Here is a 23,175-nt window from a genome sequence, read left to right as displayed (position 1 = left end):
GTGGGTGTCCCCGGGAGGGTCACGCGTTGGCGTCGTTCTTCGCCTTGGCGTCCGCCTCGTCCTTCTCTTCCGTCTCCGGCGCCGTCGAGTCGTCCTCTGCGCCGGCGCCCGCCTCGGCCCCAGCGGTGTCCGCGTGTGCGGGCTCGTCCTCCTCGGAGGCGCCCTCCTCGAAGTACGCGTCGAGTACCGCGTCGAGCTCGTCGCTCCACCTCTTGAGCGCGGCGCGGTTCGGCGCGTCGACCTCGGTCTCGTACCAGCGGCGCGCGCCGACGTGCACGATCACGCCGAACCGCTTGCCGAAGCGCGGGGTGGCGATCTCGACGGCGCCGATCTCGTCCCACCGGAAGTCGGCCTCCTGGTCGTCCAGGGTGAACCGGACGCCGGTGCCGTCGGCCACGACGGAGCCCCGCCGGTCGGACGCCTCGAACGACGGGCCGTCCCCGGCCGCGGAGGGCTCCTCGGCCTGGGCGGCCTCACCCGCCTCGCTCTCCTCGGCGGCCTCGGATGTCTCCGATGCATCGGGCGTGTCAGGGGCGTCGGCCGGGCCCTCCTGCTCGGGTCGGGCGGACGGCACGGATGTGTCCGTCGCCGCCTCCGGCTCCTCGGCCTCGGGGGCGCGGACGTTCACGAGACCGGGCACGTAGGCCGGATCCACACCGGCCCCGGCGGTCTGCACGGGCTGGATGTTCGTATCGCTGCGCTGCTCCACGGCGGGAAGTATGGCGGAACAACCTGTGCGGCGGGAAGCCGCGCCGGGCGGCGGCGCCCGGCCGCCGCGCACCGCGCGCCACACGCCGCGTGACCGCCGCCACTCCTGCTACGGTGCGTCACCGGGTCCCTGCCCGAAGTGACCGCGACGTAACCCGGGAGTGCGCGTGAAGGTCGTCTGTGTCGGCGGTGGGCCCGCCGGCCTCTACTTCTCGATCCTGATGAAGCTGCGCGAACCGGCCCACGACGTCACCGTCTACGAGCGCGACGCCGCCGGGTCCACCTACGGCTGGGGCGTCACGTACTGGGCAGGCCTGCTCGACAAGCTGCGCGCGGGCGACCCCGAGTCCGCGCGCGCCGTCGAGGACGCCTCGGTCCGCTGGAGCGACGGCGTCGCGCACGTCGGCGGCGCGACGACCAGGCACCACGGCGACGAGGGGTTCGGCATCGGCAGGCACCGGCTGCTCGCCATCCTCGCCGGCCGCGCCCGCGACCTCGGGGTGCGCGTCGTCCACGAGCGTGAGGTCGAGCCCGGGACGGAGGCGGGGCTCGACGACGCCTTGGCAGACGCCGATCTCGTCGTCGCGGCGGACGGCGTGCGCAGCGCGCTGCGCGGCCGCTGGGCCGGACATTTCGGCACGGAGGTGTCCGTCGGCCGCAACCCCTACATCTGGCTCGGTACGACGAAGGTCTTCGACGCCTTCACGTTTTCTTTCGTGGAGAGCGAACATGGCTGGATCTGGTGCTACGCCTACCGCTTCTGCGAGGACGCGAGCACCGTCGTGGTGGAATGCGCGCCCGGCACCTGGCGCGGCCTCGGCCTCGACCGGGGGAGCGAGGCGGACGGCCTGCGCCGCCTCGAAGGACTCTTCGCGGGGCTGCTCGACGGTCATCCGCTGACCGGCAGGGGCGGCGGGCGGGAGGCCCCCGCCCAGTGGCTGACCTTCCGCACGCTCACCAACCGCACGTGGCACCGAGGCAACGTCGTCCTGCTCGGCGACGCCGCCCACACCACGCACTACTCGATCGGCGCGGGCACGTCCCTGGCCCTGGAGGACGCGCTCGCGCTCGCCGGCGCCCTGCACGCCGAGCCGGCAGCGGGGGCCGCCGGGCTCGACGCGGCGCTCACGCGCTACGAGAACGTCCGGCGTGCCGAGCTGCTGTCCGTGCAGAGCGCGGCGCGCTTCAGCGCGCGCTGGTACGAGGAGCTGCCGCGCTACCTGCGGCTGCCGCCCGAGCGGATGTTCGCGCTGCTCGGGCAGCGCCACTCGCCGCTGCTGCCGTACGTGCCGCCCCAGCTCTACTACCGCCTGGACCACGCGGCGGGCCGCCTGGAGCCGCTGCGCAGGCTGAAGCGCTGGCTGGGCCCTCGCCTGGCCGGCACCCTCCACGCCCGCACCCGGTCCTGACGCCCCGCCGTACGCCATACGCCTCACGGCCCGTCCGGGCGGTCCTCCCTCCCGCCGGGTCGCCGGGTGCCCTGAGGCGGCCCCGACCGTGCCGGCCGGCCACGCGCCAGGCCACCGGGCGGCCGTCACGCCCCGGCCGGCACGGGTGCCGCCGGCCCGTTCCGCACCGGCGCCCGTGACCCGGCGGCCTCGGCGGCGCCCGCGACCCGGCGCTCGCAGCGGGCCGTGCCCGAGGCCACCCGGCGGGCGGGTCCCTCGCCCGGGGGACGCCGGGTCCTGGCGGGCGCGCCGCTGCCTGGCGCCCGGTGGCTCCGGCGGCCTCAGCGCCTGTGCCCCGCGGGCGGCCCTCGCGCCCGGCGGGCGGGCCTCTCGCCCCGGGCGACGGCCCGGGGCCCGGGGCCCGGTGTCCGCGTTCCGGTGGCCTCGGCGGCGCCCGCGACCCGGCGCCCGCAGTGGGCCGCGCCGGAAGCCGCCTGGCGGGTGGGTCCCTTGCCCGGGCGACGGCCCGGGGCCCGGCGTCCGTGTTCCGGCGGTCTCGGCGGCGCCGGCGACCTGGCGCCCGCGGCGGGCCGCGACCGAGGCCACCCGGCGGGCGGGCCCCTTGCCTGGGGGACGCCGGGTCCTGGCGGGCGCGCCGCTGCCTGGCGCCCGGTGGCTCCGGCGGCCTCAGCGCCTGTGCCCCGCGGGCGGCCCTCGCACCCGGCGGGCGGGTCCCTCGCCCGGGGCGACGGCCCGTGACCCGGCGGTCTCGGCGGCGTCCGCGTCCCGGCGCCCGCAGCGGGCCGCGACCGAGGCCACCCGGCGGGCGGGTCCCTCGCCCGGGGGGACGCCGGGGCCCGGCGGGCGGCGCCAGTGCCCGGGGCCCACGGCTGGCCACGACCGAACCCCGCGCCGGACGGCGGGTTTGCGCCGAAGAACCGTCAGGAGGCGTGCACGCCGCCGCCACACACCCGTCACATCCCCCACGTACCGTGGGGCCGACCTGACGCACCGTCGCCATCCGCTCACGGTGTGGTGACGCATCGTCGGATGCCTACGGCATCACTACGCGGACGAGCGGTACGGGCGGTGCGTGAGAGGATCAACGTCCGTACACTGGCGTCCGTTTGACGTAGGGCATTCAGGGAGTCGAAAGCGCTTGCACACGAGGAGAGCCGTGGCTCCGGACGCCTTGCATCGTCGCCGTCCACCGCTTGGCCCCTGGTCAGGGACGACCGGAAGCTCAGCCCCAACCCTCTAGGATCCTCACTAGTGAGCTCGATATCCGTAGCCGCCGTACTACTCGGCGTCGCGACTGCCGTCATGGTCGTCGTCGCGCTGGTGCTCGCACGCTCGCGCCGCCGACAGGTGCGCAGAGCGCAGGAACTGGCCTCGTCCGCCCAGGCCGCCGACGCCAGGACGCTGGCCGCCGAGGCCAGCAGCCGCACGGCGGAGGCCCGCCTCAAGGCAGCGGAGACCCGTGAGCGCGAGTTCCGCGAAGAACTCGACCACCTGGTCTCGCGCAGGCTCCCCGCCCTCGCCCTCCACCTCATCAGCTCGCACCACCCCGTCCCCGGGCCGCTGCACGAGGGCGGGCAGCAGGCGGGAGGCGGCTCGGAGCCGGGCGAGAGCGCCGACATCTTCGCGCCCGTGCTGGAGAGCTTCTCCACCACGTCGCTCAAGGAGCGCCGCCGCATCGACGCCGCCGCCCGTGCGGCCCTGCGCGGCGCGTGCCAGGACATGCAGGCGCTCTCGTACCGCCTGCAGACGGAGATCGACGCCCTCCAGCACGAGTTCAGCGCACCCCGCAGCCTCACGAAGCGCCTGCTCGCGGCCGACCACCTCAACGAGCAGAACCTCCGCCTGATCCAGAAGGCGGCCATCGTCTGCGGCGCCTGGCCCGGGCACGTCCGCAAGGACACCTACGTGGCCGAGATCGTCACGGGCGCCTCCTCGCGCCTGCGCGGCTTCGACCGCATCAAGATCAGCTCGCGGCTGCACGCCGCGGGCACCGGCATCGTGGGCCGGGCCGCCGAGCCCGTCGCCGTCGCCGTGGCCGAGCTGATGGCCAACGCGCTGGAGCACTCCCGTGACGACCTCGTCGTCGACGTCAGCCTGATCGAGACCGAGAACGGCAGCGTCTGCGTCACCGTGGACGACGCCGGCAAGGGCATGACCGCCGAGGCGGTCGCCCGCGGCACCAAGCTGATCTCCGGCGCCGAGCAGCAGAACATCATGCTCACCGAGCTCGGCGACCCGCCGTCGCAGGGCTTCGCCGCCATCGGCAGGCTCGTCGCCGACTACGGCTTCCACGTCTCGATCGCCAACCCCTCCCCGTACGGCGGGGTGCGCGCGGTGCTGTCCATACCCCCGAACCTGCTGACGACGATCGACGAGGAGGCTGAACCCCTCTCGGCCATGGCACCCCTGCCCGCAGTACCGCCCCAGGTCCCCAAGCGCCCCGAAGCCCCGGAGCCCGCGGCCCCGGCGGCCCCCGCCCCCGTGCCGACGGCCGCGGCCGCCGCCCCTGAGCTGCCGCAGCGCCGCCGCCGCGAGCCCGCCCGTGCCGTGCAGGCCGACGTCGCGCCGCCCACCGCCCGCGACCTGGACCCCGAGCGCGTCCGTGACACCTGGAGCCAGTTCGAGGAAGGGCTCGCCAGCGGCCGCGCCCACAACGACCCGGAGGAGACTCTGTGAGCACCCCCCACCAGCAAATAGGGCAGTCTGCCTGGTACCTCAACCCGATCTCCGAGATCAAGGGCGTACGGCACGCGCTGATCATGACCCTGGACGGCATGGTCGTCGCGCGGTCCTCGGAGCTCCCGGTGGACGAGGCCGACGGCATCGCCGCGATGACCTCCGCGCTGCACGCGGCCTCCCGCTCGGCCGCCAACACGGCGCTCGGAGCGCCCGAGCAGACGCCCGTGGAGACCGTCACCGTGCAGAACGCGTACGGCACGTACATGGTGATGCCCGCCGGAACCAGGACGAACACACTGATCGCGGTGTCGGGGGACGCCGAGATGCCGATGGGTGTCGTCGCGCACACCATGGCGCGCCAGGCGAAGAAGCTGGGCGAGCAGCTCATGTCCGTTCCCCTGCGTACCGATGACAGTGCGTCATGAGCCGCGGCCAGGAACGGCGAAGGCTGCTGCCCGCTTATCTGGCGACCGGTACCGGCGGCGCCACCGCCGGCAGCACCATTGACACGCTGACGGCCCTGCGCGCCACCGGGCTGCCGCTCGCGCCCTACCACACGGCGGTCCACCAGCGCGTGGTCGAGCTGCTCGACGGCGGCTCCCTGACCGTCATGGAGATCGCCGGCTACCTCGGCCTCCCGGTCAGCGTCGGCATCGTCGTCGCGGAACAACTCGTCACCGACGGTCAGCTCAAGGGCAGTGTCCCGGTGTCGGACGCCGCCACCGTCGCCGCGCAAGCGGACCGCCCGTCCAAGGAAGTCATGGAAGAGGTTTTGAGTGGACTCCGAGCACTCCTGGTCTAGCGCCCAGGCCGCACCGGCGGGGCAGTCCGCCGCGGCGGGACAGCAGGTCGCGGTGGACCCGGCCGCGTGGGCGGGGGCGGCCGCCCCCGCGGGTCGGCGCCCCGTCTACCTGCCCGAGGGCGCGCACCGCCGGGTGAAGATCCTGGTCGCCGGCCACCTCGGGGTCGGCAAGACCACCGCCATCAGGACCCTGTCGGAGATCCCGACACTGCACACCGAGGAGGTCATGACGGACGCCGCGGCCGACACGGACGACCTCAGCCTCGTCGGCCTGCGGAACAAGACGACGACGACCGTCGCCATCGACTTCGGCAGGCTCACGCTGCCGGGCGACAAGATCGTGCTGTACCTGTACGGCACCCCGGGCCAGCGGCGCTTCCTGCCGTTGTGGAAGGGCATCGCGCTGGGCGCGCTCGGCGCGCTGGTGCTGGTCGACACCCGGCGCCTGGACGCCTCTTTCGAAGTGATGGATCTCATCGAGGAGCGCGGTTTGCCGTACGCCGTCGCGGTGAATGTCTTTCCCGACTCGCCCGATTACAGTCTGGAGATCCTCAGGTCAAAGCTCGACCTCGCACCGGACACTCCGCTCGTCATCTGCGACGCCCGGCAGACGAACAGCAGCCTCAACGCCCTCATCGAACTCACTGCCCACTCCATATCGCGTGCCGGAGACGAGACGTCGTGACGACCACCACACCTGACATGGCACCCGTGCGCCTGTACGGGGCCGAACACGCGGCGGACCCCGAGCGCAGCTACGAACTGCTGCGTGCCCAGGGCCCCGTGGCCCTCGCCGAGGCGGCCCCCGGCTTCGTCGTCCACCTCGTCACGGACTACCGCGCGGCGCTCGACCTGCTGCACGACACGGAGACGTGGTCGAAGGACACCAGACCCTGGCAGGGCAGGGTGCCGGAGTCCAGCTCCATCAGCCAGCCGACGCAGTGGCGGCCCAACGTCATCTTCGCCGACGGGGAGAACCACGCCCACCTGCGCAGGGTCATCACGGACTGCTTCGGCCTGCTCGACCCGCACGAGGTGCGCACGCTGACGTTCCGTCACGCGGACACGCTGCTCAGCGCGTTCGCCGACACCGGCACCGTCGACCTGGTCGCCCAGTACGCCACCCAGCTGCCGCTCATGGTCTTCAACAGCCTGTTCGGCATGCCGGACGAGTACGGCCCCCAGCTCGTCGAGATGCTCTCCGCGATGGTCGGCTCCGACCCGGCCAAGGCAGGAGAGGCCGCCCAGGCGTTCGGCGCCTACCTGGCCGGGCTCTACGAGACCAAGGCGGCGCAGCGCGGTGACGACCTGACGTCCTGGTTCATCGACCACCCCAACGGCCTTGACAGGGAGGAGGCGACCCAGCAGATCCTGCTCACGCTCGGCGCGGGCAACGAGCCGACGGCCAACCTCATCGCCAACACGTGCGTGCGCATGCTCAGCGACGACCGCTACTTCGGCACGCTCACCACCGGATCCCTGCCCGTGCAGCATGCCATCGACGACGCGCTGTGGAACGACTCGCCGGTGGCCAACTACAGCTTCCACACGGCACGCAGGGACGTCACGTTCCACGGCACCCGCATCCCGGCGGGCTCGCCGGTCATGATCTCCTACGCCGCCGCCAACACCTGCCCGCACCAGGGCGTGCCGGCGGACGGCTTCCGGTCGGGCAACAAGGCCCACCTGGCCTTCGCCGCGGGGCCGCACGCCTGCCCGGCGCGCGATCTCGCCCTGCTGATCGCCACCGCCGCGATCGAGCGCCTGGCGACCTACCTCCCCGACATCACACTCGCGGTGCCGGCGGAGGAGCTGACGTACAAGGAGGGGACGATCCACCGGACCCTCACCGCCCTCCCGGCGCGCTTCACCCCGCTCGCCCCCGACGCGGACGGCGCCACGCCCTGGAGCCGCAGCTCCGCGGACCGGGGGAGCGCCGGCTCACCGCAGACAGCACCGCAGACAGGCGCCATGGCTTCCGCGCCCTGACCCGCACACGCTCGTCGCGATGACACGGTGCCGGCCGCACAGGGTGCGTACGGCCGGCACCACGACGGCCTGCCCAGGGAACGCCCGTGATCCCTGGCCTGTCCTCTGCACGAGTGGAACCGCCGCACGGTTCTTGACTGAAAGGGGATCGATCCGTTGACGACCAAAACCCTGCCTGGCTCACGCCTGCCGGAAAACGCCTCGCTCAGACGCATGGTGGACGAGGCGCTCACCGGCTTCCTCGACGCGAAGGACCGCGGGGCACCGGGGGGCGAACTGCCCTACCTCACCACGACCCTGCGCCACATGCTCACCGGCGGCAAGCGCCTGAGATCACTGCTGTGCGTCTACGGGTGGCACGCCGTGGACACACCACCAGGTCCCGACTCGACGGTGATACATGCCGCCGCGAGCCTCGAACTCTTCCAGGTCTTCGCCCTCGTGCACGACGACGTGATGGATGACAGCGACACACGCCGCGGCCAACCGTCCGCACACCGTGCTTTGGCGGCAGCCTACACCGCCGGGGGCGGGCCCGGTGCCAGGGCCGAGGCACACGGCATGGGTGCCGCCGTGCTCCTCGGGGACCTGGCGCTTGTCTGGTCTGATGAACTCTTGCACACCGCGGGCCTGGATGCCGGGCGACTCGCCGAAGTCCTGCCACTTGTCAGCGAGATGCGCAGTGAGGTCATGTACGGGCAACTGCTCGACCTGCGGGCGACGGGGCGTGCGCTGTCCGGTGACATCGACTCGGCACTGCACGTCATCCGCTACAAGACAGCCAAGTACACGATGGAGCGGCCGTTGCAGATCGGCGTGGCGCTGGCCGGCGGCTCCCCCGAAGTACTCGATGCCTGCTCGGCGTTCGGGATACCGCTGGGCGAGGCGTTCCAGTTGCGCGACGACCTGCTCGGTGTGTTCGGCGACCCGGTGCGCACGGGGAAGTCCGCGCTCGACGACCTGCGCGAGGGCAAGGCCACGGTGCTGATGGCACACGCTGTCCGTGCGGCCTCCGCGAGGCAGTCCGCGACGTTGCGCGAGCTCGTCGGCCGGTCCGACCTGACCGAGGAACAGGCCGCGGTGATACGGGAGATCCTTGTGTCGACCGGGGCGCGCCAGGCGGTCGAGGAGATGATCGCCGAGCGTCGCGACGCCGCTCTGGCGGCGCTGGAGCGGGCGCCGTTCGCGCCGGAGGCGGTCGAGGGCCTGCGCGGGCTCGCGCGCGCGGCGACGAGGCGGCAGGTGTGAGCGCGGCAGGTGTGAGCGCGGACAAGTGGGAGTGCGCCGCGGGCGCCGAATGGGAGGGGCAGCAGTCATGACCACCGCACGGACGACAACGGTGTCAATGTCAACGGCGGCGAAATTGCGGGGGCTTCGGGACGCGGGAGAGGCGGTGCACCCCGCCGACCAGTTGGTTGCCTCAGTCGACCAGGATCCCTGGGGTGCTGTTCGCCCCTCGCTCTACGAGACGGCCCGCGTCGTGTCGTACGCTCCCTGGCTCACCGGCGACGAGAGGCGCATCGCCTATCTGCTCGACGAGCAGGCATCGGACGGAAGTTGGGGCGAGGGCCCGGTACGCTACCGGCTCGTCCCCACGCTGAGCGCGGTGGAGGCCCTGCTGGCCGTGGCGCGGCGCGGCACGGCGTCCGGTGTGCTGACCGCCCGCGTGTCCGCCGCCGCGGGGCGCGGACTCGGTGCGCTGCGCGCCCTGCCCGAGGGCGGTCCCTGGCCCGACACGGCGGCGGCGGAGATCCTCGTGCCCGCCCTCGTCGCCGCCGTCAACCACCACCTGGCGGAGGGCGGGTTCGCCGCGTCCGAGACGCTCGGCCCCTGGCACCGGGGCCCCGGGATCCCCGTGCCGGGCGGCTACCACGCCGCCGCGCCCGAGTATGTGGCGAAGAAGTACGCGGCCGCGGGCACGCTGCCGATCAAGTTCCACCACACCTTCGAAGGCATCGCGAACTGCCTGCCGGACGCGCTGATACCCGCGTCCGGAACCGGGCACGGCCTGCTGGGCAGCTCGCCCGCTGCGACCGTGGCATGGGCGGCACGCGGCATTCCGGCGGGCGCCGGAGCAGCGGGCGGCGCAACGGCACCTGCGGGATCCGGCCCGTACCTCCCGCCGGGCGCGGCGGACGAACTGCGTGAGGTGGGACGCAGATACGGCCACCTCTTCCCCGAGGCCGCGCCCATCCTCGTCTTCGAACGACTCTGGGTGGCCGCCGCGTTGGCGTCCGTGGGGCTGCTGACGCCCGGGAGCGCGGGCACCGCGCGGGGCTGGGCGGACCGCATCTACGACACCGCCGGCGTACGGGGCGCGCCCGGCCTCATGACGGACGCCGACGACACCGCGATGGCCGTCCTCGTGGCGGCCCTCGTGGACCGGCCGCGCAGCCCCGAGCCGCTCGCGCGGTTCCACAACGGCACCCACTACGACTGCTACGTCGGCGAGGACACCGGCTCCGTCACCGCCAACGCCCACGCCCTGCGCGCCCTGGGCGCCTACGCGCGCCACCACCCGGAGGCCAGGGTCACCCTCGCCGCCGAGACGGCGGGCCAGGTCGAGTGGCTCGTCGGGGCCCAGACGGCGGACGGCGACTGGCCGGACAAGTGGCACGCCTCGCCCTACTACGCGACGGAACGGTCCGTGTCCGCACTCGCCCTGCACGGCGGCGAGCGCGGCGCAGGCGCCCTCGCCAAGGCCGCACGCTGGGCCGCGGGCAACCAACTGGCCGACGGCTCCTGGGGTGTGTGGGGCGGCACCGCCGAGGAGACCGCCTACGCGGTGCGCATCCTGCTGCGTGCCGGCGAGCCCGGCCACACCGAGGCCCTCGACCGGGCGGAGGCCTATCTCGACGCCGTGTACGCGCCGGGGCGCGCCCACCGCCACCCCGCCCTGTGGCACGACAAGACCCTGTACGCGCCGGAAGCCATGATCGAGGCGGAAGTCCTCGCCGCGCGGGCCCTGCTGGCCGCCCGGCACGCGTGACCGCACTGCCCGACGCAAGCGTGTGACACGAGAGGGAGAGAACACGACATGACGGAGCGAACCCAGCACCAGCCCGGCGGGGCCGCCGCCGGCGCGCACACCGCGCCGGGCGCGCGCACCCCGGGCGGCGGCAGTCGTACAGCGGACGGTGCCACCGCACCGGGCGGCACGAGCGTCCCGCCGCTCGCCCCCGGCAGGCTGCCCCTCGTCGGCCACGTCGTCCCACTGCTGCGCGACCGGCTCGCGTTCATCCGCAGGCTGCGCGAGGGCGGTCCGGCCGTCCGCGTCTCGTTCGGCCCGAAGAAGATGCTCGTGGTCAACTCCCCGGACATGATCCACGAGATGCTCACCGTGAAGTCCGGCCAGTTCAGCAAGGGCCTGCTGTTCGAGAAGCTCAAGCTGTTCGGGAAGGACGCGCTGCCCGTCGCCGAGGGCAGGGCGCACCTCACCAGGCGCCGGCTGATGCAGCCGAAGTTCCACCGCGAGAAGATCGGCGGCTACATCACCGGGATGCGCGACACGATCGAGCCGTCCGTGGCCGCCTGGCGCGACGGCGAGACGCTCGACCTCAAGACGGAGATGCAGCTCATGACGCAGGGTGTCGTCATGTCGGTGCTCTTCTCGTCCAACCCGCCGCGCGAACCCGCGCTGACCATCCTGCACAGCGTCGACTCCGTCTTCATGGCCGCCATCAGGCGCGCCCTGCTGCCGGTGCCCCTGCTCGAGCACCTGCCCACCCGCCGCAACCGGCGGGTGCGGGAGGCGAGCGAGGTGATGAGGGGCGCCGTCGCGGAGATCATCGAGGAGCACCGGACCAGGCCCGACGCCTACGACGACGTCGTGTCGCTGCTGCTCGACGCGCGGGACGAGGTGGGGCGGCCGCTGGCGGAGGACGACATCCTGTCCGAGGTCACGGGCATCCTCGCGGCCGGTTCCGAGACCACGGCCGTCGTGATGGCGTGGCTCTTCCACGAGCTGGGCCGCAACCCCGACTTCGAGCGGAGGCTGCACGAGGAGGTCGACTCCGTACTCGGCGGCGAGCGCATCACACTGGACCACATCGGCCGGCTCCCGTTCACCCGCATGTGCGTGAACGAGACCCTGCGCATGTACAGCCCCGGCTGGCTCGTCACCCGGCAGGCCACGGCGGACGTGCGCCTCGGCGATGTGGAACTCGCGGCGGGCACGGACGTCATCTGGAGCCCGTACGCCCTGCACCGCGACCCGGCGATCTACCCGGACCCCGACCGCTTCGACCCGGACCGCTGGGGCCCTGGGCGCCCCCAGCCGCCCAAGGAGGCGTTCATCCCGTTCGGCTCGGGGAAGCGCATGTGCATGGGCGACGCGTTCGCGCTGACGGAGGCGACGATCATCGCCGCCCTCGTCGCGCAGCGCTGGCGGCTGCGGCCGCGCGAGGGCGAGGACGTCCGCCCGGTGGGCGAGATCACCGTGCACCCGTCGTCGCTGCACATGACCGCCGAGGCCCGGTGGCCCGCGGTGGCGAGGAGGGCGGCGTGAGGCGCCTGCCCGACCTGGCGGACTCGTTCCCGGGACCGTTCCCCGTGAGCCCGCACGCGCCGCACGTACAGGCCCGGTTGGACGAATGGCTGACGCGCTACCCGCTGATCGGTTCCGAGCGGGCGAGGCGGGCGCTGTGCGACATCACGGCGCACGGCATCGCCCGCACGTTCCCCACCGCCGACCTGCCGGGCCTGGAGATCGCCGCTGACCTGCTGCTGTGGCTGACGGCGTTCGACGACGCGCACGCGGAGGCGGCCGGCGCGCGCGACCCGGCGGCCCTGGTGCGCAGGGTCGCGGGCTTCCTGCGTCTGGGGGACGGCGCCCAACCGCCGCGTGACACCGACCCGTTCGGCGCGGCGCTGGCCGACGTCCTGGCGCGTGCCCGCCGGCGGGCGGCGCCGGAACAGTACGTGCGCCTGACGAACTCTCTGCGGGACAGCCTCTACGGCCTGGTGTGGGAGGCGCACGAACTGGCGGGCGGCGGACACGTCGAGGTGGCCGACTACCGCGCGATGCGCCCGCACACCGTCTTCGTGCGGACGGTGGTGGCCACGGCGGAGCCGGTGCTCGGCTACACGCTGACCCCCGACGAGCGCGACGCGCGGCCGGTGCGCGAGTTGGAGTCGGCGGTGGGCGACCTGGCGGGCTGGATCAACGACCTCGCGTCCTACGAGAGGGAGCGCAAACGCTCCGGCGGCCGCGACCCGTTCAGCCTGCCGACGCTGCTGACGGCGGAACGCGGCTGCGACGTGGACAAGGCGTTCGAGATCATCGCCGCGATGTGCGAGGAGGAGGCGCGCCGGGCGAGGGCGCGCATCACGGAACTCACCCAATCCGTGCCGGATCGCTCGGCCACTGCCACGGTGACGCACGCGCGTGCGCTGGAGTCCATCGCGGCCTCGTACGTGTGGCACATCGGCCACGGCAGGTACGGCGGGTAGTTCGGCCGGTGGCCGGGGGCGCTTCGTCCTCCGGCCACCGGTGGCCCCGCCGGTGATCAGGGCGCGACGGCGCGTGCCACGCAGTCGCGCAGCAGTGCCCGGCGGGCGGCCTCCGGCACACGGCAGAGATGCTGGAGTTCTGCGCGGCCCACGCGATCACCGCGGACGTCGAGGTGCTGCCCTCGACCCGCGTCCCGGAAGCCCTCGCGCGACTGGACAAGGGCGACGTCCGCTACCGGTTCGTCCTGGACATGTCCGACCTGGACCAGCCTCGCTGAGGTGTCCTGCACGGATGCGCGCCGTGCCTGCCTGCCCGCGATCCACTGGCGGCAGCGGGTTGACGGCCGGCCTCCCGGCCGGCCCGCCCCGTACGGACCTGTTACGCCGGCATCGGCTTGATCATCGCGAACGCGGCGCCCTGCGGGTCGGCGACCACCGCCATCCGCCCGGCGATCATGTCGAACGGCGGCGCGAGTACCGTGCCGTCCCGCCTGACCAGGGCGTCCACGGTGGAGTCGACGTCGTCGACGGAGAAGTAGGTCAGCCAGTGCGCCGGGGTGCCCGGGGGGTCGTTCGCCAGCAGCGTGGCACCGCCGACGCCGCGCCCGGCCACGCGCAGCTCCCAGTACGCGTCCGCTCCCTCCATCGGCACGATGTCCATGCCGAACACCTCCCCGTAGAAGGCGGTGGCGCCGGGGATGTCGCTGGTGTGCAGCTCGTGCCAGGTCACCGCGCCCGCCTCGTTGACCACGCCGGCTCCGGGGAACGAGCCGGACTGCCACACCCCGAACACCGAGCCCTGCGGATCGGCGGCGATCAGCATGCGGCCGAGGCCGGCGACGTCCATCGCCGGGACGAGCACGGTGCCGCCTGCGGCGGCGACCGCGCGCTGGGTGGCGTCGGCGTCGTCGCTGGCGAGGTACGTCGTCCACACGGTCGGCGGCTCCGACATCCCCTCAGGGGCCGAGGCCCGGCCGATGCCGGCCACGGCCTTGCCCCGCAGCTCGCACACCGCGTAGCCGCCGTACTCGTCGGAGCCCGGCCGGCCCTGCCAGCCCAGCAGGTCACGGTAGAAGTCCAGCGCGGCCTGCTGGTCCTTCGACATCAGATCGACCCAGCACGGCGTACCGGCCGTGTACGGGATGGTGGCGTCAGGCATCGTTCGTCCCTTCTGGTGCGGTTTGCTCGATACCCTGCGTCACGGGCGGGTGTCCCGTCGCTCGACACGCCGCCGGAGGCGCGGGCGCCGTCACCCCTGCGCGCACTCCGCCCACACCGTCCTGCCCGGCCCGCACCGCTCGCGCCCCACCGGTCGGCCATCGCATCGACGAGCACGAGGCCGCGTCCGAGCGTCACGCGGTCGTGTGCCACGGGCGATGCCCCAGCCGGTCAACTGCTGTGCGGCGAGCAGCCGGTGGCAGGTACGCCGCCGATACGGATCACGCTGTACCGGCTGACCCTGTGGACCGGGTGGGTCACTATCGTGAGCATGGTTTCACTCGAAGGACGTCACCCGTCCGCACATGACCGTCTCCGCCGGCGCCTGGGGCGCCTTCACCGCCTCGGCGGGCCGAGGCGACCTGTGAGCCACGGGGCCCTGCACCACGTCGAGTTGTGGGTGCCCGACCTCGCCCGCGCATGCGACTCGTTCGGCTGGTTGCTGGGGGAGCTGGGTTACGCCGTCCACCAGGACTGGAGCGGCGGACGGAGCTGGCGGCTCGGGGCGACCTACCTCGTCGTCGAGCAGTCACCCGCCCTCACCGCCGACCGGCACGACCGCTGCCGTCCGGGGCTCAACCACCTGGCCTTCCACGTCGAGGACGCGGCCGCCGTCGACAAGCTGACCGTCGACGCCGCCCTCCACGGCTGGCAGCTGATGTTCCCCGAGCAACATCCGCACGCCGGCGGCGAGGAGCACTACGCCGCCTACCTGGAGAACGACGACGGCTTCGAGGTCGAACTCGTCGCGATGACAACGCACGGAGGGTCCCGGTGAGGCGGCCAGACACCCCACCGGGACCCTCACGCCGGAGTCAGTGGCCGGACGGGAAACTCGCCGGCTTTGACGGGGTGTAGAGCCACGTCCGGAAGAAGTCGTCCAGGTTCTGGTGGGAGATGCGCTCGGCCAGGTGCCGGAACTCGGTGATCGTGCCGTTGCCGTAGCGGTGCTGGGCCGGCCAGGCCTTCAGCAGGCGCAGGAACGCGTGGTCGCCGATCGTGTCGCGCAGTGCCTGGATGGCGACGGCGCCCCGGTCGTACACGGCGTCGTCGAACTGCTTCGACGGGCCCGGGTCGCCGGGCTTGACCGTCCAGAACGGGTCGTCGGCCGGGTGGCTGTCGTACACCTTCTGCGCCGACTCCTGCGGAGTCGACTTGCCCTCGTGCTCGGCCCACAGGTACTCGGCGTAGCCGGCGAAGCCCTCGTTGAGCCAGATGTCGGACCAGCGCTTGAGCGACACGTCGTCGCCCCACCACTGGTGGGCCAGTTCGTGGGCGACGACCGACGTGTCCGGCGCGCTGTCGAAGAACTTCGGGCTGTAGAAGACGCGCGTCTGGGACTCGAGCGCGAAGCCCGACTTGACGTTCGGGACGTAGCCGCCCGCCGCGTCGAACGGGTACGGGCCGAAGTAGCCGCTGAGGAAGTCGATGATCTCGCCCGTGCGCTCCACGCTGGCCTCGGCGTTCGCCTTGATCTTCGGGTCGAGCGCGGTGCTGTAGGCGTTGATGATCGGGACGCCGGTGCGGGTGCGGCTGTGCGTGATGTCGAAGTGGCCGATGGCGAGCGTGGCCAGGTAGGTGGCCTGCGGGCGGTCCTGGCGCCAGTGGTACACGGTCGAGCCGTGCCGGGAGCGGGACGACAGCAGCAGGCCGTTGCTGATGGCCTGTTCGCCCTTGGGCACGCGCACGGTGACGTCGTACGTCGCCTTGTCCAGCGGGTGGTCGTTGCTGGGGAACCACCACCAGGCGGACTCGGGCTCGTTGGCCGCCACGCCGCCGTCGGGGGTGCGCTGCCAGGAGGTGAAGCCGTACTTCTCCACCGTGGACGGGACGCCGGAGTACGTGACGGAGACCGTCATGCGCTGGCCGCGGTGCAGCGTGCGGGCCGGCGTGATGACGAGCTCCTGCTCCCCGCTGGTGGTGAACGCCGCCGGACGGCCGTTGACGCGCACGGAGCTGACGTCGAGCCCGAAGTCGAGGTCGAAGCGGGTCAGTCCCTGCGTCGCGTGCGCCGTGATGACGGCGGTGCCGGACAGCCGGTCGGTGGAGGGCTGGTAGTCCAGGCCCAGGTCGTAGTGCGAGACGTCGTAGCCGCCGTTGCCGTACGTCGGGTAGTACGGGTCCCCGATGCCCGGCGCCCCCGGCCCGGCGTGGGTGCCGGCGGCGGTCGCCGAGGCGGTGGTGGCGGGAACGGCCAGGCAGAGGCCGATGGCGAGTGAGGTGGAAGCGATGACTCTCTTGCGCACGGAAGGTTCCTCCAGCGTGGTCTGGCACCCGTGGTGACAGGTGCACGCCGAGACCCTAACGCGGGCGCACCGCGCGTACCAGAAGGCGCCGTCGGCATCGTCTGTCAGTGGCCCGTGCCAGAATCGGCGACCCCGACGGCTTCCGCTGGGAAGCCGCCCCGCCTCCGAGCCGATGGACAGAAGGTGACGTGAGTGGGCTACAAACCCGGTACCCCGCCCCACCCGAGGCGCAAGCTGACGGAACGGGATCTGGCCGGCGAAGACCTGCCCGACTGGCGGATGCTGATCGACCGGCTGCACGCGAGCTACGACACCGGCGACTTCGTCACCGCGGTCAGGCTCGTCGACGCGATCACGCTCGCCGCCGAGGAGATGGACCACCATCCCGACCTCGACCTGTCCTACGGGCGACTCGACGTCCGGCTGATCAGTCACGACGTCGGCGCGGTGACCCCGCGCGATGTCGCGCTGGCCCGGAGGATCAGCGAGCTGGCCCTGGCCGCCGGGGCCACGCCGCACCCGGAGCGCACCTGCGTGCTCGAACTCGGCCTCGATTCGGCCGACGAGGCGGAGATCAGGCCGTTCTGGGCGGCCCTGCTCCACTACGACACCTTCGAGGCCTGGGGCGAGATCCAGATCCGCGACACCACCGGGCGCCGGCCGACGATCTGGTTCCAGCCCACCGGGGCCCACGACGTTCCCCGGCAGCGCTGGCACCTCGATCTGCGCATCCCGCCCGAGGTGGTCGAGGGCCGCATCGCCGCCGCGATCGAGGCCGGCGGCGAACTGGTCGACGACACCGCCGCGCCGGCGTTCTGGGTGCTCGCCGACCCGCAGGGCAACCGCGCGTGCCTGACCACCTGGCAGGGCCGCGAGTCGCCAGCGGCGTAAGCGGCCCCGACGGCCGGCCGGCCGCGATCCTCCGGCGTCGGGGGCGAGGGGCTACGAGGAGCCCTCGTCCGCGGCCCTGTCGCCGTCGCCGTCGCCGTCGCCGTCCTCGTCCGCGGCGAGCCGCGCCCAGACCTCGGTCAGGGCGCGCAGGTGCTCGCCGTCCAGCCGGTCGAAGAAGAGTGCGCGCAGGTCGCTGTGCTGCCGGCGCCACGCCTTGCGCAGCAGCGCCCTTCCCTCGCGGGTCAGGACGGCATTGAAGCCGCGGCCGTCGCCCGCCGACCTCCGCCTCTCGATCAGCCCGCGGCGCTGCAGCCGATCGGCAAGCCGGGTGAACCCGCCGCTCGTCATCAGGGCGCCCTCGGCGAGCTCCGACATCCGCATGCCGTCCCGGCCCGCCTCGCCGAGCAGCGCCAGCACGCTGTACTCGGCCATGCTCACGTTCAGCGGGGCGATCCCGGCCTCTATCGCCCGCCAGATCCGGTCGTGGGTGACCAGGAACCCGCGCCATGCCCGGTCCTCGAGCTCACCCAGCTTGTCGGTCGCCATGGCGAGCACGCTATCCGCACGGCGTTCCCGGAACCAATCCGTGTGTCTGACTGTGCAGAGGAAATATTTATCTGCACAGACAGGTTGTTGGGGGTGTGCCTGCCCACAGACAGCCGTAGAGAGGAACGACCATGCCATTCGAGATCGGCATCATGACGTTCGCCGAGGTCGCGGCGGACCCGTCCACCGGTGTCCTGCCGTCCCCGCGGCAACGTGTCCGAGAGACGATCGAGCAGGCGCAGGTCGCCGACCAGGCCGGACTCGACGTGTTCGGCGTCGGCGAGCACCACCGCGGCGACTTCGCCGGCTCCGCGCCGACCATCCTGCTCGCCGCCGCCGCGGAGAGGACGGAGAACATCAGGCTGACGAGCTCGGTCACCGTGCTGAGCTCGGAGGACCCCGTACGCGTCTGGGAGCAGTTCGCCACGATCGACCTGCTGTCCGCCGGACGCGCCGAGATCATCGCCGGGCGCGGCTCCTACACGGAGTCCTTCCCGCTGTTCGGCTACGACCTCAAGGACTACGCCGACCTGTTCCGCGAGAAGCTCGACCTGCTGCTTCGGATCCGCGAACAGAACCCGCTGACCTGGCAGGGGCGTTTCCGTGCGCCGCTCGTGGACGCCGACATCGCGCCGCGTGCCGACGGCGCGACCATCCCGGTGTGGGTGGGGGTCGGCGGATCGCCCGCCTCGGCCGTCAGCACCGGCAGGCTCGGCCTGCCCATGGCGCTTGCGCTGCTGCTCGGGCCGATGACGTCCCACAGGGAGACCGTCGAGCTGTACCGGACGGCGGCGGCGAAGGCCGGTCACGGCGCGGACGCGATGCCGGTCAGCATCAACGCGCACGGGTTCGTCGGGCGTACCAGCCAGGATGCCCGGGACACCATGTACCCGTACTTCGCCCACGGAATGATGGAGAACAACCACCAGCGCGGCGTCGGGCACCCGCTCTCCCGAGCCGTGTTCGACGCGCAGTCGTCGCCCGCGGCCGGGCTGCTCGTCGGCAGCCCGCAGGAGGTGATCGACAAGCTTCTCGGCTACCACGAGCTGTACGGCCTGAACCGCGCCATCATCCAGATGGGCTTCGGCGGAATGCCGCAGAAGGAGCACCTCGCGGCGATCGAGCGCCTCGGCACCGAGGTCGCACCGGTCGTGCGACGGGAAGTCGCCGCGCGGGAAGGGAGCGCGTCATGACGAGCGTCGTGAGGACGCTGCCGTCCACGGACACCGACCCCGCCCTGCGGGTCGTGGTCGTCAACGGCAGCCCGAGCCGGCCGTCCAAGACCATGGGGCTCGTCAGCGCGGTGCTCGACACGCTCGGCGGGATGCTCCCGGTCGAGGTGTCCCGTATCGACGTCTACCGCCTCGGCCCCGGCTTCACCGGCACGATCGAGCGCGACGAGGCCCCGGCGGACGTGGAGGCGAAGCTCCGCCTCGCCGAGGAGGCGGATCTGCTCATCGCGGCCGTGCCCGTGTACCGCGGCTCGTACCCGGGCATGTTCAAGCACTTCTTCGACCTGGTGGACCAGTACGCCCTCGCGAACAAGCCCGTCCTCCTCGCCGCGACCGGCGGCGGCGACCATCACGCCCTGGTCCTGGAACACGCCCTGCGCCCGCTGTTCGCCTTCTTCCAGGCGCTGACCGTCCCGGTGGCGTTCTTCGCGTCGGCCGGGGACTTCGACGGCACGACCCTGCTCAACCCGCGCGTCCACGGACGCATCGAGGTCGGCCTCGCCGACGTCGTGGACCTGCTCAGAGCCCGGGCGACGGGCCGTCCGCAGGCGCACGCCGAAGTGCCCAGGCCGGCGCAGCTCTTGCATTAGTTGTCTGCACAGACAGATATTTGCACCACCACTCGACGAAGGAGACTCGATGTCAACGACACCTCTCACCAGGGAGAACAGCGCGGTCGTCCTGATCGACCACGAGGTCGGCTTCTCCAACCTGGTCGGGTCCCACCGGCTCGCGGAGACGATCGGCAACACCGTCGCGCTGGCCAGGACCGCCCAGGTCTTCGGCCTGCCGCTGGTGGTCACCGCCGCACGCGAGAGCGACCCGGCGGGGCCGTTGTACCCGGAGCTCAAGGAGGTCCTTGGCGATCACCACGTCATCCACCGCGCGCCGGTCTTCGACGCGTTCGACAACGAGGAGTTCGCCGCGGCGATCGAGGCGGCCGGGCGCGAGAAGCTGGTGATGGCGGGCATCCAGACCGATGTCTGCCTCGCGTTCACGGCGCTGACGGCGCTGAACCGCGGCTACGAGGTGTACGTCGTGGTGGACGCCTCGGGAGCCACCACGAAGGAGACGCACGACACCGCCGTCATGCGGCTCGTCCAGGCCGGCGCGGTCCCGGTGAACTGGCTCGCGGCCGCCTCCGAGCTGCTGCGCGGCTGGGTCGACCAGCCCCTCGCACCGGCCATCGGCGAGATCGTCTACGACAACCTGCCCCCGTGGCACCACCAGCACGTCCTGACGGCCTCCGTGGCGGAACTCGCCGCCAAGCAGCCGGGGCCGGCCCGGACGTAGCGGATGCGGGGGCGCTTCGGGCCGGCGCGCCCAGGCCCATCGCCGCGCTGCAGCAGGTGCTGCTGCAGCGCGGCCCGATGTGCCCTTGCGCTGCTGCACTTGCCCATGCCGGGCAATGAAGCCGCAAAATAACGTATGGTCACTCTGTTTTGCGGCGTGGCCGCATCGCGATCGTTCTGTTGTGTGCGAAGGAGCCCAGTGACACCGAGGCCGAGGCCCAAGCAGGAGCGCGCTGTGCAGACCCGGCACGGAGTCCTGCACGCCGCCGCCGAGGTGTTCGAGGAGCGAGGCTTCGCCGGCGCGAGTATCAGCCAGATCATCCAACGTGCGGGCGTGACCGCGGGAGCGTTGTACTTTCACTTCGCCTCCAAGGACGAACTCGCGGAAGCGGTCAAGCACGCTCAACCGGACGCGGTCATCCCGCATCTGGAGGCGGCGGGACTGCAGCGCCTCGTCGATCTCACCTTGGTGTGGTCTTTCCAGATGCAGGCCGATGTCGTACTTCGCGCGGGCGTCCGTCTGGTGACCGAGGACTCCTTCTCGTCGGGGGACCCGAGCTCCTACGACGAGTGGGTCGCGATCATGGCGGAGTGCCTGGAAGAGGCTCGGGCCCGTGGGGAGCTCCAGGCCGGAGTGGAGCCCAGGGAAGTGGGCGCCTGCGTGGTCGCCACCTGTACGGGGTTGCAGCTGTACTCGGCGGCGGCCAGCGGCCGCACCGACCTGCCGGAGCGTGTGGTCAACATGTGGCACATCATCCTGCCGGGCATCGCCGTGCCGGCCGTCGTGGCGAGGACGGTCGTGAACCCCGAACGCGTCAGGCGGGCGCTGACCGAGCTGGACTGACCCGCCCGCCCATCGCGGCAAGGTGCTCCTGCCTCAAGGTGTGGGAAACGGCGGCGTAATCCCCTAGACTGATTACGTGTGTGGCGCTCGGGCGGCCCTTCCAGGTCGCCGGCGTTCCTACGACGAGGGAGACGACGATCTTGGCTGCCGTGAACAGGCTGCGGTTCGATACGGGACGCGTCTGCCTCGACCTGCTGGCGACCGTCGGCGGGAGGCTCTCCTCGAACCCCGTGGAGCGCTTGACGGGGCCGGCTCGCCTGGCCGACTGGCTCGACCGCGCGGGCGTGCACCCCGGAGCCGTGCCGGACGACGTCGACGACGTGTTGCTGCGTGACTTCCAGGCCCTCCGCAGCCGGCTGCACCGCATCCTGCACACGGACGTGCTGGGTGAGCAGGTCGGCGACAGCGACCTCACTCAGCTCAACCGGGTCGCCTCGGCCGGCGGTCCACCGGTGCTTCTTGCCCGCGACGCTTCAGGAGCATGGCGGCGGCGTCTGGTGGAACCGCCACGCCCCGAGCAGCTGCTGGCCGCGGTCGCGGCGGATGCGATCGACCTGCTGGGGTCCCCGGTGCGCGCGGACCTGCGCGAGTGCGAGGGCGAGACCTGTGACCTCCTGTATCTCGACACCTCGCGTGGCCGGCGGCGCCGTTGGTGCTCTGCCGCTGCCTGTGGGAACCGGCATCACGTGGCCTCTCTCAGGGCGCGACGGCAGACCCAGGGCTGAGCCGGGCGGCGGTCAGGCCGCGGTCGCCGCGACCACTGCGGCGGCCGGACGCAGCCTCTGCAGTTGCACGGTGACTGCCGATGGGCATTGCCGCTGGTTCCAGACGACATCGGTGACGACGGTGCGGGGGGTTCGCAGGGGCAGCTCGACCAACTGCCCTGAGTGGAGATGGGCCTTGGCCGCCGTCATGGGCAGGAGCCCGACTCCCATTCCTGACAGGGCGGATGCCTTCACGCCGGACAAGGAACCGACCTGCACCATCTCCGCATGCGGCAGTCTGGGCAGGAAGTCCTGCTCCGTCAGCGTGCGGTAGACGCAGCCCTCTCGTGTCGTGAGCACCCGCTCCACGGTGCCGCGCAGCGAAGGCCCCCCGACCAGCACGACGTTCTCCTCCCACAGACGCCGGCGCCCCACCTCGTCGGTGCGCAGAACCTTCTCGTCCGAGATCGAGTTGGCCAGGGCGACGTGCAGGGCGCCGGTCAGGACCTGTCGCTCCAATTCGGCGGGGGTACCGGTGCGCACCTCGGCCTTGAGACCAGGCAGGAGCCTGGTCAGCGTGCGCAGCAGCATCGGCAGTCGGTACTCGGCCAAGGACTCGGTCACCCCGACGTTGAGGGCAGGACTGCGCTGGTCGCAGGCTTTGACCGCTTGTCGCGCACGGTCGACGCCTTCCAGTACGGACTCGGCATGGGGAAGCAATGTGCTGCCGGCCGAGGTGAGCCAGCCGTCCCCCGCCCGGACGAACAGCCGGGTACCCAGGCTGCGTTCGAGGGATTGGATGTGGCCGGTGACCGTGGATCGGGCGTACCCGAGTGAGGAGGCCGCCGAAGCCATGCTGCCTCCTCTGGCGGCAGCGGCGAACGTCTCGAGCCAGCGCATTTCCACTGTGACAACCCCCAGTACTCGCCATGTGGACGGACCGAGCGGTGCTCGCGTCAAGCGGGTCCGTGCGAGCTCCCGGCCGAGGCCTCCGCTGTCCAGGGTGACCTTCAAACAAAATACCGAACATTCGCTATTTTAGTCAACCGGACGTGTTGGTGTGCCTCCAAATGGCGATCGGTGCGTTCATCTCGGGGATCGAACGCTTGAACAAACCGATCGGTCGGTTTTGTTTGGTCCAAGGGTCTGTCTTTACGCGGACGG

The 23,175-nt window shown here is 72.2% G+C and carries 22 protein-coding genes and 1 pseudogene; 18 read left to right on the top strand and 5 right to left on the bottom strand.

What is annotated here, in order from left to right; translation table 11 throughout:
- Positions 1–19: 19 nt before the first annotated feature.
- A complete protein-coding gene (locus IH48_RS0123510; RefSeq protein WP_030908085.1) occupies positions 20–709 on the bottom strand; it encodes a hypothetical protein in 690 nt (229 codons plus the stop codon).
- 166 nt (positions 710–875) lie between these two features.
- Between IH48_RS0123510 and IH48_RS0123505 the strand changes: the two genes are divergently transcribed.
- The 11 genes and pseudogenes from IH48_RS0123505 to IH48_RS35915 all read left to right on the top strand — a co-directional run.
- The gene (locus tag IH48_RS0123505) at positions 876–2,117 is read left to right on the top strand and encodes an FAD-dependent monooxygenase (protein ID WP_030908084.1); all 1,242 of its coding nucleotides are present in this window, start codon (positions 876–878) and stop codon (positions 2,115–2,117) included.
- A gap of 1,251 nt (positions 2,118–3,368) precedes the next feature.
- A complete protein-coding gene (locus IH48_RS0123500) occupies positions 3,369–4,793 on the top strand; it encodes an ATP-binding protein (RefSeq protein WP_158710341.1) in 1,425 nt (474 codons plus the stop codon).
- Entirely contained in the window at positions 4,790–5,221 is a 432-nt protein-coding gene (locus IH48_RS0123495; RefSeq protein ID WP_051840434.1) for a roadblock/LC7 domain-containing protein, read from the top strand. The genes IH48_RS0123500 and IH48_RS0123495 overlap by 4 nt, the downstream gene beginning before the upstream one ends.
- On the top strand, positions 5,218–5,598 hold the full coding sequence (locus IH48_RS0123490) for a DUF742 domain-containing protein (RefSeq protein ID WP_030908077.1): 381 nt from the start codon (positions 5,218–5,220) through the stop codon (positions 5,596–5,598). The genes IH48_RS0123495 and IH48_RS0123490 overlap by 4 nt, the downstream gene beginning before the upstream one ends.
- Before the next feature lie 109 nt (positions 5,599–5,707).
- Positions 5,708–6,283, top strand: a complete 576-nt coding sequence (locus IH48_RS0123485) for a GTP-binding protein (RefSeq protein WP_030908075.1) — start codon at positions 5,708–5,710, stop codon at positions 6,281–6,283.
- A complete protein-coding gene (locus IH48_RS0123480) occupies positions 6,280–7,587 on the top strand; it encodes a cytochrome P450 (protein WP_051840432.1) in 1,308 nt (435 codons plus the stop codon). Before IH48_RS0123485 ends, IH48_RS0123480 begins: the two co-directional genes overlap by 4 nt.
- Positions 7,588–7,743: 156 nt before the next feature.
- Positions 7,744–8,835 carry a polyprenyl synthetase family protein gene (locus IH48_RS0123475; protein ID WP_051840431.1) on the top strand — a complete coding sequence of 364 codons (1,092 nt, stop codon included), beginning with the start codon at positions 7,744–7,746 and terminating at the stop codon, positions 8,833–8,835.
- 145 nt (positions 8,836–8,980) lie between these two features.
- Positions 8,981–10,576: a prenyltransferase gene (locus IH48_RS0123470; protein ID WP_158710340.1), complete on the top strand. Its 1,596-nt coding sequence runs from the start codon at positions 8,981–8,983 to the stop codon at positions 10,574–10,576.
- Positions 10,577–10,624: 48 nt separating this feature from the next.
- Positions 10,625–12,094 (top strand): cytochrome P450, encoded by a 1,470-nt coding sequence (locus IH48_RS0123465; RefSeq protein ID WP_051840429.1) that lies wholly within the window; start codon positions 10,625–10,627, stop codon positions 12,092–12,094.
- Positions 12,091–13,038 carry a terpene synthase family protein gene (locus tag IH48_RS0123460; RefSeq protein WP_158710339.1) on the top strand — a complete coding sequence of 316 codons (948 nt, stop codon included), beginning with the start codon at positions 12,091–12,093 and terminating at the stop codon, positions 13,036–13,038. The genes IH48_RS0123465 and IH48_RS0123460 overlap by 4 nt, the downstream gene beginning before the upstream one ends.
- Positions 13,039–13,142: 104 nt before the next feature.
- Positions 13,143–13,316, top strand: a pseudogene (locus tag IH48_RS35915) (NAD(P)-dependent alcohol dehydrogenase); the annotation flags it as partial.
- A gap of 101 nt (positions 13,317–13,417) precedes the next feature.
- Here the strand turns inward: IH48_RS35915 and IH48_RS0123450 are convergent.
- A complete protein-coding gene (locus tag IH48_RS0123450; RefSeq protein WP_030908062.1) occupies positions 13,418–14,197 on the bottom strand; it encodes a VOC family protein in 780 nt (259 codons plus the stop codon).
- Positions 14,198–14,620: 423 nt separating this feature from the next.
- Here IH48_RS0123450 and IH48_RS0123445 point away from each other — a divergent pair, with 423 nt between their 5' ends.
- A complete protein-coding gene (locus tag IH48_RS0123445) occupies positions 14,621–15,034 on the top strand; it encodes a VOC family protein (RefSeq protein WP_030908060.1) in 414 nt (137 codons plus the stop codon).
- Between the two features lie 37 nt (positions 15,035–15,071).
- Here IH48_RS0123445 and IH48_RS0123440 read toward each other — a convergent pair whose 3' ends face one another.
- On the bottom strand, positions 15,072–16,502 hold the full coding sequence (locus tag IH48_RS0123440; protein WP_030908058.1) for a M1 family metallopeptidase: 1,431 nt from the start codon (positions 16,500–16,502) through the stop codon (positions 15,072–15,074).
- Positions 16,503–16,694: 192 nt separating this feature from the next.
- Between IH48_RS0123440 and IH48_RS0123435 the strand changes: the two genes are divergently transcribed.
- Complete coding sequence (locus tag IH48_RS0123435) at positions 16,695–17,393, top strand: 4a-hydroxytetrahydrobiopterin dehydratase (RefSeq protein WP_199809990.1); 699 nt, start codon at positions 16,695–16,697, stop codon at positions 17,391–17,393.
- Between the two features lie 51 nt (positions 17,394–17,444).
- Here IH48_RS0123435 and IH48_RS35910 read toward each other — a convergent pair whose 3' ends face one another.
- A complete protein-coding gene (locus tag IH48_RS35910) occupies positions 17,445–17,939 on the bottom strand; it encodes a MarR family winged helix-turn-helix transcriptional regulator (RefSeq protein WP_158710338.1) in 495 nt (164 codons plus the stop codon).
- A gap of 131 nt (positions 17,940–18,070) precedes the next feature.
- On the opposite strand from IH48_RS35910, the gene IH48_RS0123425 reads away from it, so the two are divergent.
- The 5 genes from IH48_RS0123425 to IH48_RS0123405 all read left to right on the top strand — a co-directional run bounded on the left by IH48_RS0123425 (position 18,071) and on the right by IH48_RS0123405 (position 22,032).
- Positions 18,071–19,132: an LLM class flavin-dependent oxidoreductase gene (locus tag IH48_RS0123425; protein WP_030908052.1), complete on the top strand. Its 1,062-nt coding sequence runs from the start codon at positions 18,071–18,073 to the stop codon at positions 19,130–19,132.
- Positions 19,129–19,761 (top strand): NAD(P)H-dependent oxidoreductase, encoded by a 633-nt coding sequence (locus tag IH48_RS0123420; protein WP_078849968.1) that lies wholly within the window; start codon positions 19,129–19,131, stop codon positions 19,759–19,761. Before IH48_RS0123425 ends, IH48_RS0123420 begins: the two co-directional genes overlap by 4 nt.
- Before the next feature lie 49 nt (positions 19,762–19,810).
- Entirely contained in the window at positions 19,811–20,464 is a 654-nt protein-coding gene (locus IH48_RS0123415; RefSeq protein WP_030908049.1) for an isochorismatase family protein, read from the top strand.
- A 198-nt stretch (positions 20,465–20,662) separates the two neighbouring features.
- Entirely contained in the window at positions 20,663–21,307 is a 645-nt protein-coding gene (locus IH48_RS0123410; RefSeq protein ID WP_030908047.1) for a ScbR family autoregulator-binding transcription factor, read from the top strand.
- Between the two features lie 149 nt (positions 21,308–21,456).
- The gene (locus tag IH48_RS0123405; RefSeq protein WP_324604329.1) at positions 21,457–22,032 is read left to right on the top strand and encodes a CGNR zinc finger domain-containing protein; all 576 of its coding nucleotides are present in this window, start codon (positions 21,457–21,459) and stop codon (positions 22,030–22,032) included.
- Positions 22,033–22,044: 12 nt separating this feature from the next.
- Here IH48_RS0123405 and IH48_RS0123400 read toward each other — a convergent pair whose 3' ends face one another.
- Entirely contained in the window at positions 22,045–22,911 is an 867-nt protein-coding gene (locus IH48_RS0123400; RefSeq protein WP_030908042.1) for a LysR family transcriptional regulator, read from the bottom strand.
- Between the last annotated feature and the right edge of the window lie 264 nt (positions 22,912–23,175).

The organism is Streptomyces sp. NRRL F-5126, from assembly GCF_000721265.1.
Taxonomy (GTDB): Bacteria; Actinomycetota; Actinomycetes; order Streptomycetales; family Streptomycetaceae; genus Streptomyces.
Note: the sequence above shows the minus strand (reverse complement) of the source record. Positions and strands in the feature narration are given on the sequence as shown.